Origin of the sequence: Enterococcus mediterraneensis, from assembly GCF_900604485.1 — a bacterium.
In the GTDB taxonomy this organism is placed as follows: domain Bacteria; phylum Bacillota; class Bacilli; order Lactobacillales; family Enterococcaceae; genus Enterococcus_C; species Enterococcus_C mediterraneensis.
Genome location: NZ_UWOP01000002.1, coordinates 25,153 through 40,907, shown reverse-complemented (window position 1 = coordinate 40,907; position 15,755 = coordinate 25,153). Strand labels below are relative to the sequence as shown.

Below are 15,755 nucleotides of genomic sequence, written 5' to 3'. Positions count from 1 at the left end.
CCAAAGCAAAGTTGTCTCAGCTTCTTATTAACGATTTTGCTCACTTAGAATAATCTTTACGATGCAGGTAAACCGCAGCGATCGCTGCTAGAATGATTGAAAGAACCAGCACTACAAAAAACGCTAAGTTTGATTTCGCTCCCGGTAATCCCCCAGTATTCATTCCCCAGATTCCTGAGATCAGTGCCGGAATCGAGATGACCAGTGCAGCTGAATCCAAGTACTTCATCAAATGGTTCAGATTATTGTCCATCATATCGGTAAATAATCCTCCGACTGTTTCCAGCAGATCGCGATAAATTTCAATCAATTTATTGACTTGCCGGTGTCTCAGACGAACTTCGTAAAGCAATTCTTTATCGCCGATCTTATTTTGAAAATCGGTATGCTCCATAAGATAATTCAGTGTTTCATCTTGATCTCTTAATGTATGATCGATATAAACAATGTCACGAGTGGTGTCTGCCAGCTTGAATAGTTCTTCATTTTCAGTCGTATTTCGTGCCGATTGATCTAATTTGTCGATCCGTTTCTTGATCTCTTCCAACTCCATAAGGTAGTGATTGTAAATGGACAAGAGGGAATAACTGATGACTTTTTCAAAACTGTTGAACTCCTGCCGATATTTCTCGATCACAGAATGGATAAAGTCAGATTCTCTGCTAGAATAAGTGATCAGCAACCCGTCTGCTTTGACAAATGAGATCGGATGCAAGCGCGCTTCGATCGATCGTTCTGTTTCTGCACTTAAGTTTAAAACGATCAACGAGTACACATTTGTTAGTTTCTCCGAATGGATACGTTCGACTCGAGAGACTTCTTCCGGTTCATCGATACCAGCAAACAGATCCAGTGGAAGATCATATTGATCGGTTACCTTTATCAGCTCTTCTTCTGAAAGATTTTGCAAATTCAGCCAATTCGCTTCTTCTTTCCCGCTACTGTTCACGCCGCTTTTTGTCATTTTATAATATTCGATCATGTTCTCACCTCCCTAAAATTTAAAATTCCGGGATAAGAATTCCTTTCACTACTAAAATTTTGTCAAAAACAACAAATTTAATCAAATATTATGACTTAAAAACGATTAAAAAGTTTTTTTGCTTTTTTAATCTCGCTAAAAAATCAAAAAATATCCGTGTATCAGCAGATATTCTCTTCAACAGGAGAGGTCTTCTGCTAACACACGGATATATTTGTTTTGTTCTTTTTAATAATTCTAGAATTGTCATTATTTTTCAAATGAAAATAGATGCTTTTTAGGGAGTGCTTGTAGATATTGCAGATTGAAAAATAAAAGAATACTTATCCCTGAAAAAATCAGTAATGCCGGACTAAAAGAAAGCAAGAGAAGAAATCCGCTCACTGTAAGCACGACATGTCCTAACGCGATCCATGGATTGCGTAAAAAACTGAAAAAAGCAAAAAAGAACGAGATCGATCGATCTTGATTATGACTCAAAAGCGTTTGATAGACCAAAATGAAACTGCTCAGTAAACAAAATAAGAGCAACGCGATTCGAATACTGGCTCCGATAAATGTTTCAGGGTTCAGCACCCAGTAATCAATGAGGATCAACCAGAAATAAAGAGAATACAGCCATTCTTTCTTTCGAGAAAAATAAGTGTTCTCTTTAAAATAAACAATGAATACTGCGCGGATCCCTGTTGTTTCCGTATTTGTTTGAAAATGAAGAATACTTCGGATCAATGCTCTTGTTGAAGGAACCAGCGTGATCAGCGGCAATGCATGGATTGCCCATAAAATGTTTAAATAAACTAATTTAGGCACCCAAAAGCAAACCCGCAAGATAAACCTATTCAGTTTTGTATCCATCAGCCTTTCGTGCCTCCCGTAAGATCCATTCCTTCAATAAAGTATTTCTGAGCAAAGAAGAACAGCAGGATCGTCGGCAACAATACCAATGTCGCACCGGCCATCAAATAGTTCCATTGGGTCGTCGATTGGTTTTGAAACACTTGCAGACCGATCTGCAGCGTGTATTTGTCTTGATCTTGGATATAAAGCAAGGGACCTAAGAAATCGTTCCATGCTGCATTGAAAGAATTGATGGCGATCGTGATCAACGCAGGTTTTGTCAACGGGATCATCAGATGGCTCCAAATATACAAATGATTGGCTCCATCCATTTCTGCGGCTTCGATCAATTCATCATTGATAGATAAATAAAATTGCCGCATCAAGAAGATATTGAAGGCACTCCCGAAGAAAGACGGCACGATCAACGGCAGATAGGTCCCTACCCAACCGATTTTAGAAAAGAGTACATATTGAGGGATCATCGTCACAAAACCAGGAATCATCATCGTAGAAAGTACCAATGCGAAAAAGATTTTTTTACCTGGAAAATTCAGCTTTGCAAAACCGTACGCAATAAACGAATTAGACAATACATTGCCGATCACTACTAGTGTGGTGATAAACAATGTATTTTTTACATATTGCCAAAACGGAAAAGAACGGATCGCTTCTGCGTAATTTCCCCAATGGATCGTTTCCGGGAAAAAAGTCGGCGGGAATTGAACGATTTCTTCCATCGGCTTCAGGGAAGTAAAGACCATCCACAATAACGGCGTAATCAAAATCGCGCCCACTAAGATCAATACAGCGTAGCTGGCAATGTTTTTGATTTTTGTGGTCCGTTTCAAGCTGGCATATTTTTTCACTTTGACGGTTTGATTTGCATCACATTCACTATAGCTTGTTCTCATGTGCCTTACCTCCAGAATAATGAACCCACTTATTAGCGAATTTCAAATTGATAAACGTCAATACTAATACGATCACAAAAAGGATCATGGACATCGCCATGGCATACCCCATATCAAACCCAACAAACGCTTTGTTCCACATATGCAGATTGTAAAAAAGCAATGAATTGGACGGTCCCCCTGTCCCATTTTTAGTCATGACGTATGCTTCTTGGAAGATCTGGAAAGAGCCGATAGAAGAAGTGACCACATCATAAAAAATGATCGGCGTGATCAAAGGCAGTGTCACATTGCGAAACTTCTGCCACGCTCCGGCACCATCGATCTCAGCCGATTCGTAAAGTGCCGGTGGAACATTTTGCAAGGTTGCCAGATAAAGCAGCATCGCTCCTCCAGAACTCCAAATCTTCATAATGATCAATGCCGGCTTGGTCCATTGAGGATCAAACAGCCAAGATGGTCCTTGAATACCGAACCAGCCTAATGCGGTGTTGATCATTCCTGCTGACGGTGAAAGCAGCTGCATCCACAAAATATAAACAGCAACACCAGATAAAATTGCCGGCAGATAAAAAGCGGTCCGAAAGAAAGAGATTCCTTTCAATTTTCGATTTAATAAAACTGCCAAAAAAATACTGAAGACCGTAGTCAACGGAACATTGAAGACAACAAAATAAACTGTATTGTATAATGACTTCCAAAAAAGATCATCGTGGAAAAACATCCTTTGGAAATTTCTCAATCCGATAAAATTCATTTTGGAGGTCAGATTATAATCTGTAAAACTTCCGATAAATGAGAACAGCATCGGTCCTAACATAAATACGACAAATCCTATGATGAAAGGCGCGATAAAGAGATATCCCCAGAAAATCTCTCGCCGTTTTTTCTTTGAGTACGTTTTTTTTGCCATTGCATCCATCACCTTCTTCATTTAATAAACTACCCAACAGACTTATACGCTCATTGATTTTTGGTAAAACAAAGGTACAACTCGTTTTTAAACGCAGTTGTACCTTCATCTGATTATTTATTTTGTTCCACCAGATTTTCCACACTCTTTTGAGCATCTTTCAGACCTTGTTCCGCAGTTTTTCTACCTAGTAAAATTTGATCCAATTGTTCTTTGATCAACGAAGTATAATCAGGAGCAGTCAGTGGGACTGGCGTGATGACGGTATTTGCGAGATTTTCATCTGCGATTTGATAGATCATCCGGCCATTATCAGTCAAGTTATCATTGTTGGCCAAACTTTCATTGGCTTCTTTGTTCGCCATGATATCAAAACTTTTCTCGCCGAATTTTTCCTGAACCTCTGGAGAAGTCAGATACTTCATGAACTCATAGGATTCTTCCGGATGTTTCGCGCCGTAAGGTACTTCCAGCACAAAACCGCCGCCCCAAGTCCAGTGTCCGGAACCAGTTGTTCTTTCTGGTAATGGAATAACACCAAATTCAAAATCTTCCGGAGCATTTTCCTGCAAGTTTGAATAGTAGTTGATATTTTGCCCTCTCATCGCTACTAAGCCTGATAGGAACGGATCAGAGACCCCAGAACCAAACTCAGCTTCCAAACGGTTGATGGTATCTGTACCGTAATGTTTTTGCCATTTTTGGATCCATTCAAGGGCAGCGACTTTATTAGGTGTGTCCACTTTGACATTCTCATCTTCATCAAACCAGCTGGTCCCATCGTCTGCGTTGATCGCCCAGACATCTGTTCCGATACTCCATAGAGGATAAAATCCGATCCGGGAGAAATTATCTCCGGATTTTTCATCCAGCTTGTGAGCGATCGTCTCCAGCTCATCCCAAGTTTTAGGCAATTCGCTTTCTGTGATACCTGCTTCTTTAAAGATCTTTTTATTGTAGAAGATCACTTGTGTGTCGGTATTGAAAGGAACCGCATAAGCATCATCTTCATATAAAACAGTGTCCCATAATTGCGGATAAAACTGTTCAGAATAATCGTCTGCGATAAACTCGTTCAGATTTGTTGCTTGTTTGGCTTCTGCTCGCTGTCCGACAGAATTGATGTCTTGAACAATGACATCAGGCGGATTTCCCGCAGTGATCGCCGAAAGTGATTTTGTCCAAATATCGCCCCATGGCTGATATGTATATTTTACAGTGATCTCATCTTGAGATTTGTTAAAATCGTCAATGATTTCTTTGATGACATCTTTTCTGGCACCAGATCCCCAGAAAGACCAAAAGTCAAGGGTCACTTTGCCGTCCTCATCTTTGCCATCTGTGTTCGCGGCAGTTTGACTGCCATTGCCGCAGCCGCTAGTCAAGATCGCGGTACCAGCTAGTACAATACTCCATTTCAATAGTTTCGATTTCATTTTTTCCTCCTTGTTCCCATCAACAAATTATCGCTAGATTTACAAAAAAAATTATTTTCCAAAATTATAAAATAACCAAAATTTAAATCTTGCGATACTATAATGATAGCGCTATCCTTTTCTTTTGGCAATCTTTTTTATCAAAAAGATAAAAAAACAAACATTTTATAGAATAAAAAAGCAGCTTTTATTTGTTTTTTAAATACTTCTAAAACGAAAGGAGCAATGACTTTTTTTATTTCCTCAAGTTCCATTTTCTTGAATAAAGTAAAAAATAATGAGAATATAGTTCTGTTAGAAGAGATTATTTTTTGAACACACTATATTTGTTGTTACCTATTTTTTTGTAAGAAGCACTCGGTTGATAAACAAAGGAGGCCATTATGAAAGCAGTAACTTGGCAAGGCAAAGAAAAAATGGAAGTACGGAATGTTCCCGATCCTCAGATCCAAGATAGTCGCGATGCGATCATTCGAATCACTGCCACCGCTATTTGCGGATCTGATCTGCATCTGTACCATCACGGACAAGCAGTCCTTGAAAAAGATTATGTTGTTGGGCATGAACCGATGGGTATCGTAGAAGAGGTGGGCGCTGATGTCAAAAAGCTAAAAAAAGGTGATCGCGTCGTCATCCCCTTCAATATCAGTTGCGGACACTGTCATTTTTGCACACATCATATGGAAAGCCAGTGTGACATTTCCAATCCTGATCAAATCTATGGCGGTCTTTTCGGATTTGGTAAATTGAATGGAAATTATGCAGGCGGACAAGCAGAATTTTTACGAGTGCCTTTTGCGGATACGACTTCTTTTATCGTTCCGGAAACCACGATCCCTGATGAAAAAGTGTTGTTTTTATCTGATATCTTGCCTACCGCCTACTGGAGTGTTTTGAACGCCGGTGTTAAAAAAGGCGATACAGTGATCGTTTTAGGCTCCGGACCAGTGGGATTGTTCGCCCAAAAATTCGCCGTTATGGCAGGCGCAAAACGAGTTATCGCTGTCGATGCGGTGGAGCATCGGCTGTCATTAGCGAAAAGCTACAATGGGGTTGAGACCTTTGACTTTACCGATTCTTCTGATTCAGGTACAGAGCTTTACGAGCTGACAAAAGGCGGTGCTGATGTAGTGATCGATTGTGTCGGTATGGACGGTGTCGAACCGTTGAAAGAAAAAGCTAAAAACTTAGTGAGCTTCCAAGTTGGGACGATCTTGCCGATCCAGATGGCAGCCAAAGCCGTCAAAAAATTCGGGACGATCCAGATCACCGGTGTTTACATGACTCCTGCTTCTTCTTACCCATTGAACGAGCTGTTCATGAGAGACATCACCGTGAAACATGGTCAAGCTCCGATAATCCATCTGATGCCGGAGATCTATCAGATGATCGCGGAAGAAAAAATCGATCCTACACAAATCATTACTCATTCCATGCCGTTGGACCAAGCGGCAGAGGCTTACGAGATCTTTGACAAAAAAGCTGACAACAATGTCAAAGTCGTCTTGAAACCTTAGCAGCGTTTCACTTACTTTCCTTTTAAATCTATTATGATTGTATTATCCAAAACAGTCTTTCGGAAAACCGAAAGACTGTTTTTTTGCAAAAGTCATTTGTATTGATTTCAAAAATACTCCCTTTTTGACTAAAAATTAGACAGTGACTCTCATTTGTCTAAAGAGGCAATCGTTTTTCCGCTTATGATTTGCATTCATTTTTAAGCAGAACTATGCTGAATTATAGAAAGAACGACGGAACTCAGAAAGGAGATGTTTTCCATGAAAAAGAAACTATTCCACCTTGGCTTAGCAGCCGGTATCCTTGGTTTAGGTGTTGCCTATCTTGCTAAAAAGACCGGTTTTTTTGAAGATGATCGGCATCTCTATGACGAATATGACGCTAGTTAGGCAACAGTTGAAACCTATCAGAATGGAGGAAGAACGATGAAAACAAAAGCAATCATGATCGGAGCCGGCTTAGCAAATATGGCGGCAGCAGTCTACTTGATCCAAGAAGGCCGCTGGTCCGGCGAACAGATCACTTTTTATTCATTGGACGACCATGGCTCAAATGACGGCGCGCCCACTGAAGATGTCACTGATGAATATTGGAACAAGAATCACCCGCTGGAAAACCAAAAAGGCTATGTCGCTCGCGGTGGGCGGATGCTGAATTATCGGACTTATGTGGATTTGATGGATCTTTTGGACCGGATTCCTTCTGCGACTGAACCAGAGATGACTGCCGCAGAAGACACAAGAGATTTTGATGCGAAACATCGGACATTCGACAAAGCTCGTCTATTAGAAGGCGGCAAAGGCATCATCGACGGCGGTCATCTAGGATTGGACAACAAAGACCGCGTACTTCTGACAAAATTAGTTGCTATGCCGGATTCGGAAGAAGAAAAGCTGGACAATATAACGATCGCTGATTATTTCAAAGATTCTCCGCACTTTTTTGAAACGAACTTTTGGTTCATGTGGGAAACGACATTTGCCTTCCGTACCCAAAGCTCCGCTCAAGAACTGCGCCGCTACATGCATCAAATGATCTATGAATTCACGCAGATCGAACATTTAGTCGGTGTCAACCGTACCCGCTACAATCAATATGAAAGTATCATGCTGCCATTGATCAATTACTTGAAAGAACAAGGCTGTAAAATCATCTTGAATCGTCGAGTAATTGATTGGGAATTCAAAAAGACTGCCATGCAAGATGAAATTACCGTAACTGGTTTAAAAATGATCAACACCAAAACAAATGAAGAACAAAATATTCCCGTAGATGAAGATACCGCCGTGTTCTTTACCAACGGCTCTATCACCGATTCCGCGACATTAGGAGATTATAAAACCCCTGCTCCTGAAAATATGGATTACGGCGCCGCTTCCAGTCTATGGAAAAAAGCCAGTGAACATTTTTACAATTTAGGCAATCCCGACAAATTCTTTGCCGATCGTAATGCCAGCGAATGGGTCAGTTTCACACTGACTACAAAAAACCATTTGCTGCTGAATGAAATCACACGGATCACTACCCAAGTACCGGGGAATGCGTTGAACTCATTTATCTCGACTTCACCGATCACACCATTGGGTCAAAAAGACGTCAATATGTCGATCGTTGTCCATCATCAACCACACTTTACGACACAAAAACCCAATGAAACGGTTATCTGGGGCTATTTCTTGTACCCTCGCCGCCGCGGAGAGTTTGTGGACAAACAATATATCAAGATGAACGGCAAGGAAATGCTGCTGGAACTGATCGGGCAACTTTCTAAAGTCGATCCTGGTCCTGGTAATATTCGCGACAAAGAAGCAGAGATCTTAGACAGTGTCATCAACAACATCCCTGTCTACATGCCTTATGCTTCTGCCCTCTTCAACAATAGAGCAAAAACCGACCGGCCAAAAGTCATTCCGCAACATTCTACGAATCTGGCGTTTACCGGTGAGTTTGTGGAACAGCCTTATCAAATGATCTTTACCGAACAAAGTGCTGTTCGTTCCGGCGAGATCGCCGCGTATCATTTTGCCGGTATTCCAATGTCCCGCTTAGTGCCTACGCCTCGCTATGATAAAGACCTGAAGACCTTGGCACGGGCAGCGAAGAAAATGTTTGCTTGATGGAGCAGAATCTAACATTGTAATATAAATATCCGAAAGCAGTTTTCTCCTATTCGTTTGTACAAATGAATAGGATAATGGCTGGCTTTCGGATATTTTTTCAATTTTAATGTCAGTTAGTCTTTCTTCGATGGCAAATAATTGTTTTACTACCGTTTTTGCTATATCATTTTAGTGATGACTAATGAAAGAGGTGTTTTTATGTTTTATTTAGATGAAGAAGATGAAAATGAAAAACAAAGCAATGATCTATCCAGTATTTACCGCAAAAAACTTTTGGAACAACGAACTGTATTGATTTATGGTGAAATCACGCAAGAACTAGCTAAAGATGTGACTTCCCAATTGTTACTGTTGGCCGCTCTATCAGATGATCCAATCAACGTCTATATCAATAGTCCAGGCGGCCATGTGGAATCCGGTGATACGATCCATGACGTGATCCGATTCATTAAACCAAAAGTCAATGTGATCGGTACCGGCTGGGTAGCCAGTGCAGGGATCACGATTTATTTAGGCGCGGAAAAAGAAAACCGTTACAGCTTGCCTAATACGCGCTACATGATCCATCAACCGGCTGGCGGCGTTCAGGGTCAATCCACTGAGATCCAAATCGAGGCCAAAGAAATCATCCGTACACGGGAACGGATCAATCGATTGATTGCTGAAGCAACAGGCCAATCCATCGAAAAAGTCCAAAAAGATACTGATCGAAACTTCTGGATGTCCGTCGACGAAGCCAAAGATTACGGCATTGTTGGCAAGATCATCAACACGTCAGAAGATATCGGAAAATAGCCCTGAAAATCAAAACATGCGGGACAGGTATTATCCTGTTTCGCATGTTTTTTTCAAGAGCTCATTTTTTACGGCATCGCCATCCAAGTTGGTTCTAAGATATTGCCATCCAAATCGACAACTTCATATCCAAGCATCGTTTCTTCAGGAATTGCTTGGTTAGGTTTTGACTTGTAGTAAGACCCGCCATTTTCTTCTGCTGCTTTCGCGATTTTTCTTACAGCATCGGCACTTTCAAGACTGAATGCCACTAACACGCCACTCATTTTGTGAGGATCAATAAGCTCTCTTTCGCCAATAAATTCTTTATAGAAATCATGGGTCAATAACATGACCCAGAAGTTAGCATCCCAAACCATCCCACTTGCTCGTTCATCAGAAAATTCTTCATTCTTTGTAAATCCAAGTTTCGTATAAAATTCCGTCGCTTTTGCTAAATCTTGTACAGGAAAGTTAGCAAATACCATCGTTGACATCTTTTTCACCTCCACTTTGATAGAAATATCATCTCACGAAAACGGTTTCCACGTCAAAAAGCCAGACCTTCCTTTAGAAAAAGGCAATCTTTTCTAAGATGAGATGTGAAACTTTCCTTTACTGCAAAAAAAATATGATGTTTTTTATTTAAAAATTTTATGTAAAGTAAACGACGTATATAGAAGTTTCAAGTTATACTATCTGTAATAGATTGTTTTTTTATTAACAGACTACAAATTTATATAGGAGTGAGTTTATGAAGTTAAAATCAAGTAAATTTATTGGATACATCATGATGATTCTGACATTCGTCTTATCTATTTTAAGTTATTATGACTTCAGATCGGAAAGAAATGCCATGCTTATCGCAATTACTGCATTTTTGCTGACTTTTTTAATTGTCGACTTTTTATTTATTTGTTATTTTGGTCGTAATAAACCACGTCTTTATTATATTTCTTCTAGTATGCTAACTTGTATGTGGGTCTTAGTTCAATATTTCACTGAAAAAACAAGACTTACTCTGACAGTAATCCTATTGCTTATTATTATCCTTAGCGCTGGTTACGGCCTATGGAGAACCCAGAAAATCAGTTTCAATAACTAAGCTTTATCCTTCTATTATAGAAGTTTCACTACATATATAGATAAGCTTCTCTCTTTTCATCGATTATTTTCTACTATAAAATTCCACCCGTCTGATTGAAGTATAACAATCAGGCGGGTGGTCGTATAAGTGCTGAATAATTCAATGTTCATTTTTTTCCTTACTTGTTTTCTCAATAATAACTTGGGATCGTTTTTTCGTAAGCGGCTATTTTGTCTTCATAAGTCATCGTGATAGAGATGTCATCCAACCCGTTGACCAGTTTTTCCTTCCAATCATGATCGAAATCAAAAGAGAAGTTGCCGACAGGTGTATTAACTGTTTGATTAGGCAGATCAATGATAACTTCTGCTTCACCAGGAATGTTTGCCAATTGTTGTCGTTCACTTAATGACAAAGTAATCGGCAGCAAACCATTTTTCATTGCATTCATGAAAAAAATGTCCCCATAGCTTCCTGCAATGATTGCCCGAAACCCAAAATCCTGTAAAGCCCACGCTGCGTGTTCTCTGGATGATCCTGAACCAAAATTATCTCCAGTAATCAAAATCGAGGCTCCTTTATACTGTTCCTGATTCAATGAGAACTCTGGATTTGGCGAATGATCCTCCAGATACCGCCATTCATCGAATAAAAAGCGACCAAATCCGGTTTTTTCGATTCGTTTAAGGTATTCTTTGGGTAAAATCTGATCGGTATCAATATTGTCATTCATCAATGGAACGATTCTGCCTTTGTGTTGATCAAATGTTTCCATAAACAGCTTCCTTTCTAATGTCAATGAATTTTCCGTATACTGCAGCAGCTGCTGCCATAGCCGGACTGCACAGATGCGTACGCGCTCCTTTTCCTTGACGTCCTTCAAAATTCCGATTGCTTGTTGAGGCGCAATGGACACCGGCTGGTACTTTATCGGCATTCATTCCCAAACACATAGAACATCCCGGCTCCCGCCATTCAAATCCTGCCTCGGTAAAAATTTTATCCAGACCGATCGCTTCAGCCGCATGTTTGACCGGACGGGAACCGGGAACTACGATCCCCCGAACAGTTTCTTTGATTTTTCGTCCTTTGATCATCGCCGCAGCTTCCTTCAGATCAGAAAGTCGGCCATTGGTACAGGAACCGATAAATACATAGCCGATCTCAATTTCTTCCGGTTTTTGCCCGGGAGCAAGATCCATATATTGATACGCCCGTTCGTCATTCATATCTTTGATTTCTGGAAAAACCCCCGTCACAGGAATCCCCATTTCCGGATTTGTTCCCCAAGTGACAAATGGTGCGAGCTTGTTTGCATCCAATTCAATAATGACATCGTAATCTTCTTCTTGATCCGTATATAGCGTTTGCCAGTCTGCGATTGCTTCTTCCATGTTTTTAGGTGCATGTTGACGCCCATTGACGTACTCAAACGTTTTTTCATCCGGAGCGATCATTCCCATTTTTGCCCCGCCTTCGATGGCCATGTTACAAATCGTCATTCTGCCTTCCATAGAAAGAGCCGCAACCGTATCACCAAAAAATTCAACGGCATAGCCAACTCCAAAATCTGTTCCATATGTTCCGATCAAGGCAAGGATGATGTCTTTGGCAAAGACTCCTGGCGCAAGAGTACCAGTAATTTTCACTCCCATGTTTTGGGGCTTTTGCTGCCAAATCGTCTGTGTCGCAAAAACGTGTTCAACTTCACTGGTTCCAATCCCAAATGCCAATGCGCCAAAAGCCCCGTTTGTCGCTGTATGGGAATCGCCGCAAACAATTACCTTTCCGGGTTGTGTCAAACCTGATTCCGGGCCCACCATGTGAACGATCCCTTGATTTTGGCTGCCATTGTCGCAAAATTCTACACCAAATTCCTTGCAGTTGTTCCGCAACGCATCCATTTGTTTTTTTGCGATCATATCAGTGATATTAAAAATATCTTTAGTTGGCACATTATGGTCCATCGTTCCAAAGGTTTTTTCAGGATGCCGCAGCTTTCGTCCCGCTTGACGCAAACCTTCAAACGCTTGGGGACTAGTTACTTCATGGATCAGATGCAGATCCACATACAGTAATTGCGCGCCGCCTTCTTCTCCTGCCACGACATGTCTTTCCCATAATTTATCAAATAGTGTACTCATCTGCATACCTCCTGATCTTTTCCATGACTGCATCGGTAAACTCTTGTGTTGATGCAGTACCCCCTAAATCTTTAGTAAAGATCCCATCTTCCATCACAGCATTACAAGCCTCTTCGATCCAACCAGTGGCTTCTGGTTCACCAAAGCTTTCCCGCAACATCATCGCTAATGAACGCAGCATAGAAACAGGATTGGCAATTCCTAAGCCGGCAATATCCGGTGCCGAGCCATGGATCGGTTCATACAAGGATGGGCCGTTTTCACTATAACTGCCGCTTGGCATCACTCCTAACGAACCTGGGATCATGGATGCTTCGTCACTTAATACATCACCAAAAAGATTTTCCGTCACAATGACATCAAAGCGGCGTGGTTCCTTAATCAAAGACATTGCGGCAGAATCGACAAATTGATGCTCTAATTGGCAATCAGGATATTCTTGCGCCACTTCTTCTGCGATTTTGCGCCATAGCTTGCTGGTGGCCAAAACATTTGCTTTGTCCACAGAAGTCACTTTTTTTCTTCGAGTACGGGCTAGAGAAAACGCAAAGTGTAAAATTCGTTCGATTTCTGAACGTTGGTAGGAACAAGTATCAATGGCTTCTTCTTCAGAAAGTGATCGCGGTTCTCCAAAATAGATCCCGCCAGTCAGCTCGCGAACGACGACAAAATCTGCTCCTGAGGCGATTTCCGGCCGTAAGGGAGAAAATTTTGTCAAAACAGGAGAAATCGTGATCGGCCGAACATTTGCGTAAAGATTCAATTGTTTTCTCAGCGCCAATAATCCTTGCTCTGGTCGTTCTGTAGCCTGATCCCATTTGGGTCCGCCGATTGCTCCTAATAAAATCGCATCCGCTGTTTCACAGGCTTGGCGTGTTTTTTCCGGGAACGGACTGCCTTCATGGTCGATCGCTGCTCCGCCAAAATTCAATTCTTCAATGTCGATGCTCCAATTTTTGATCTTGATCAATTCTCGAAATACTACTAATGCCGCATCCATGATCTCTGGTCCAATACCGTCTCCGGCAAGTACAACAACTTTTTTACTCACTTGTTTTCACCCCGGCTTTTTACCCGACTCTTTGCTTCTAAATAAGCTTTGGCAGAAGCATGCAATACATCAAAATCGATCCCTGTCCCATGAACGATTCGTCCCTCTTGATCGATCAGTGCCACATATACTTCAGCCTGAGCATCTTCTCCTGCTGTGATGCTCTTGATTTGATAATCCTCCAGAATGGTTGTCGTAGGTAGCAATTGATCGATTGCTTGATAGATTGCTTGAATACTTCCTGATCCTTGTACGGTTTCTGAAAAAGATTTTTCATTTTCTGTGATCGTGACAGTTGCCTCTACCCCTTCCAACGAATAACTGACTCGCAGACCGGTCAAGCGGCAAGGTGCTGCTTTGCGGCTGGCAACCAATGCCAATAAATCATCATCATTGATTTCTTTTTTCTTATCAGCTAAGTCTTTGAACTTTTTAAAAATCGGCTGCAGTTCCTCGTCGGAGAAATTAAAACCAAGATCTTTCATTTTTTCTGCAAAGGCATGACGTCCGGAAAGTTTTCCAAGGGGCAAAGAATTATTTGCTACGCCAACGAATGTCGGAGTGATGATTTCGTAGGTGCCGGGATTTTTTAGTACCCCATCTTGATGGATGCCTGATTCATGGGCAAAGGCATTTGCTCCCACGATCGCTTTATTCCGAGGTACGCTTACCCCAGACAAACGTGCCACCAGATCACTCGTCCGCTTGGTTTCTTTAAAGGTGATTTGTGATTCCGCTTGGTAAAAATCTTTACGGGTAGCTAAACTCAAAGCAATCTCTTCCAAAGGTGTGTTTCCTGCCCGCTCGCCGATTCCATTGATCGTTCCTTCCACACGATTGGCACCTGCTTCTATCGCAGCCAATGCGTTTGCTGCCGCCATTCCCAGATCGTCATGACAATGGGAAGAAAAAATAATGGACGGATCAGCTACACCATCGATCAAAAAGCGAATCAGTGCCCCGTACTCAGTAGGATTGGAATAACCCACCGTGTCGGGAATATTGATGATCGTCGCACCGGCACGAACAGCTGTCTGAACAGCTTTTAACAAGAACGCTTTCTCACTTCGGGTAGCATCCTCCGGCGAAAACTGCACTTTTTCAAAACGTTCGCGGGCATAGCGGACATGTTCATCGATCGAAGCTAACACTTCCTCTTCTGTCATGTGTAATTTTTCTTCCATATGGATCGGGCTTGTAGCAAGAAATACATGGATTTGGGGATCTTTCGCATCGACCAGTGCCTCAGTTACGCGATCGATATCTGGTTTTCGGCAACGGGCTAAGCCGGCAACCGTCATATTGGTCACTGTTTCGGCGATGGCTTTTACTGCTTCAAAATCTCCTTGCGAAGCGATTGGGAAACCTGCTTCAATGACATCGATCCCCCATCGTTCCAACTGTTTTGCGATTTGAACTTTTTCCTTTGTATCAAAATTTACACCCGGCGTTTGTTCTCCATCCCGTAGTGTTGTATCAAAAAATTGAATCTTTCTCATTTTGTTTCCTCCTTTTTCTGTCCAATAGTAATAAAAAAGCATCCCATGGAAATGGGATGCTGAAATCCCGCTCCATACAATGCGAAACAGGACTCTCCTTCAATTAGGCGAGCCCTCAATCATAATAATAAGACTGTTTTCGTTTGGATTGTATTCATGCAGATACCAACTTTCAATTAAATTGACAGAATTTTTAAATAATTTTGAATTGTACAAATAATAGCTGATATTTATATGGAAGTCAATAACTACATCAAAAATTTTTTGAGAGTTCGCCAGCACTTCTAAAAACATTTTGTAAAAGAAGCTGTATCCTATTTTTTTGTTTTATCCCTAGGAAAAGAAAAAGTTCTCAAAAAACAGAACTGTTTTTTGAGAACTTTTGGTAGTGTATCGCGCAAAGCCCAGATAAGCCTTACAAACCTAAAGACTGTCTCCACGCCCTTTTGTTGTACCCAGCGATTTCGGACAAGCTGATTT

General features: G+C 41.3%; 14 protein-coding genes. 4 read left to right on the top strand and 10 right to left on the bottom strand.

The genetic code is table 11. The features are described from left to right. Positions 1-40: 40 nt before the first annotated feature. The 5 genes from EFB00_RS12075 to EFB00_RS12055 all read right to left on the bottom strand — a co-directional run bounded on the left by EFB00_RS12075 (position 41) and on the right by EFB00_RS12055 (position 5,082). Positions 41-982, bottom strand: coding sequence for a magnesium transporter CorA family protein (locus EFB00_RS12075; RefSeq protein ID WP_122647137.1), 942 nt, complete (start codon positions 980-982; stop codon positions 41-43). A 249-nt stretch (positions 983-1,231) separates the two neighbouring features. Next, positions 1,232-1,837, bottom strand: a complete 606-nt coding sequence (locus tag EFB00_RS12070; protein ID WP_122647136.1) for a DUF624 domain-containing protein — start codon at positions 1,835-1,837, stop codon at positions 1,232-1,234. Next, on the bottom strand, positions 1,837-2,583 hold the full coding sequence (locus EFB00_RS12065) for a carbohydrate ABC transporter permease (RefSeq protein ID WP_420889767.1): 747 nt from the start codon (positions 2,581-2,583) through the stop codon (positions 1,837-1,839). The genes EFB00_RS12070 and EFB00_RS12065 overlap by 1 nt, the downstream gene beginning before the upstream one ends. Before the next feature lie 133 nt (positions 2,584-2,716). Continuing rightward, a complete protein-coding gene (locus EFB00_RS12060) occupies positions 2,717-3,655 on the bottom strand; it encodes a carbohydrate ABC transporter permease (protein ID WP_420889766.1) in 939 nt (312 codons plus the stop codon). Positions 3,656-3,759: 104 nt separating this feature from the next. Next, the gene (locus tag EFB00_RS12055; RefSeq protein WP_122647133.1) at positions 3,760-5,082 is read right to left on the bottom strand and encodes an ABC transporter substrate-binding protein; all 1,323 of its coding nucleotides are present in this window, start codon (positions 5,080-5,082) and stop codon (positions 3,760-3,762) included. Positions 5,083-5,465: 383 nt separating this feature from the next. On the opposite strand from EFB00_RS12055, the gene EFB00_RS12050 reads away from it, so the two are divergent. From EFB00_RS12050 to EFB00_RS12035, 4 genes are all read left to right on the top strand, one after another. Continuing rightward, on the top strand, positions 5,466-6,599 hold the full coding sequence (locus tag EFB00_RS12050; protein WP_122647132.1) for an alcohol dehydrogenase catalytic domain-containing protein: 1,134 nt from the start codon (positions 5,466-5,468) through the stop codon (positions 6,597-6,599). Positions 6,600-6,860: 261 nt separating this feature from the next. Then, the gene (locus EFB00_RS12045; RefSeq protein WP_122647131.1) at positions 6,861-6,989 is read left to right on the top strand and encodes a methanol dehydrogenase; all 129 of its coding nucleotides are present in this window, start codon (positions 6,861-6,863) and stop codon (positions 6,987-6,989) included. A gap of 36 nt (positions 6,990-7,025) precedes the next feature. Beyond that, a complete protein-coding gene (locus EFB00_RS12040; RefSeq protein ID WP_122647130.1) occupies positions 7,026-8,717 on the top strand; it encodes an oleate hydratase in 1,692 nt (563 codons plus the stop codon). Positions 8,718-8,918: 201 nt separating this feature from the next. Beyond that, entirely contained in the window at positions 8,919-9,515 is a 597-nt protein-coding gene (locus EFB00_RS12035) for an ATP-dependent Clp protease proteolytic subunit (protein ID WP_122647129.1), read from the top strand. 68 nt (positions 9,516-9,583) lie between these two features. On the opposite strand, the gene EFB00_RS12030 is transcribed toward EFB00_RS12035, so the two are convergent. From EFB00_RS12030 to EFB00_RS12005, 5 genes are all read right to left on the bottom strand, one after another. Then, positions 9,584-9,991, bottom strand: a complete 408-nt coding sequence (locus tag EFB00_RS12030; protein WP_122647128.1) for a VOC family protein — start codon at positions 9,989-9,991, stop codon at positions 9,584-9,586. A gap of 780 nt (positions 9,992-10,771) precedes the next feature. After that, positions 10,772-11,356, bottom strand: coding sequence for a 3-isopropylmalate dehydratase small subunit (leuD, locus tag EFB00_RS12020; RefSeq protein ID WP_122647126.1), 585 nt, complete (start codon positions 11,354-11,356; stop codon positions 10,772-10,774). Continuing rightward, positions 11,343-12,725, bottom strand: a complete 1,383-nt coding sequence (leuC, locus tag EFB00_RS12015) for a 3-isopropylmalate dehydratase large subunit (RefSeq protein ID WP_122647125.1) — start codon at positions 12,723-12,725, stop codon at positions 11,343-11,345. Before leuC ends, leuD begins: the two co-directional genes overlap by 14 nt. Beyond that, positions 12,709-13,776 (bottom strand): 3-isopropylmalate dehydrogenase, encoded by a 1,068-nt coding sequence (leuB, locus tag EFB00_RS12010; protein WP_122647124.1) that lies wholly within the window; start codon positions 13,774-13,776, stop codon positions 12,709-12,711. Before leuB ends, leuC begins: the two co-directional genes overlap by 17 nt. After that, on the bottom strand, positions 13,773-15,275 hold the full coding sequence (locus tag EFB00_RS12005; RefSeq protein ID WP_122647123.1) for a 2-isopropylmalate synthase: 1,503 nt from the start codon (positions 15,273-15,275) through the stop codon (positions 13,773-13,775). Before EFB00_RS12005 ends, leuB begins: the two co-directional genes overlap by 4 nt. Positions 15,276-15,755 lie beyond the last annotated feature (480 nt).

Bases quoted from the DNA above. Each gene is read 5' to 3' on its own strand.
- EFB00_RS12035 (WP_122647129.1), top strand. From the start codon at position 8,919: ATGTTTTATTTAGATGAAGAAGATGAAAATGAAAAACAAAGCAATGAT.
- EFB00_RS12050 (WP_122647132.1), top strand. From the start codon at position 5,466: ATGAAAGCAGTAACTTGGCAAGGCAAAGAAAAAATGGAAGTACGGAAT.
- EFB00_RS12030 (WP_122647128.1), bottom strand. From the start codon at position 9,991: ATGTCAACGATGGTATTTGCTAACTTTCCTGTACAAGATTTAGCAAAA.
- EFB00_RS12005 (WP_122647123.1), bottom strand. From the start codon at position 15,275: ATGAGAAAGATTCAATTTTTTGATACAACACTACGGGATGGAGAACAA.
- EFB00_RS12070 (WP_122647136.1), bottom strand. From the start codon at position 1,837: ATGGATACAAAACTGAATAGGTTTATCTTGCGGGTTTGCTTTTGGGTG.
- EFB00_RS12045 (WP_122647131.1), top strand. From the start codon at position 6,861: ATGAAAAAGAAACTATTCCACCTTGGCTTAGCAGCCGGTATCCTTGGT.
- EFB00_RS12060 (WP_420889766.1), bottom strand. From the start codon at position 3,655: ATGGATGCAATGGCAAAAAAAACGTACTCAAAGAAAAAACGGCGAGAG.
- EFB00_RS12075 (WP_122647137.1), bottom strand. From the start codon at position 982: ATGATCGAATATTATAAAATGACAAAAAGCGGCGTGAACAGTAGCGGG.
- EFB00_RS12055 (WP_122647133.1), bottom strand. From the start codon at position 5,082: ATGAAATCGAAACTATTGAAATGGAGTATTGTACTAGCTGGTACCGCG.
- EFB00_RS12065 (WP_420889767.1), bottom strand. From the start codon at position 2,583: ATGGTCTTTACTTCCCTGAAGCCGATGGAAGAAATCGTTCAATTCCCG.
- leuC (WP_122647125.1), bottom strand. From the start codon at position 12,725: ATGAGTACACTATTTGATAAATTATGGGAAAGACATGTCGTGGCAGGA.
- EFB00_RS12040 (WP_122647130.1), top strand. From the start codon at position 7,026: ATGAAAACAAAAGCAATCATGATCGGAGCCGGCTTAGCAAATATGGCG.
- leuD (WP_122647126.1), bottom strand. From the start codon at position 11,356: ATGGAAACATTTGATCAACACAAAGGCAGAATCGTTCCATTGATGAAT.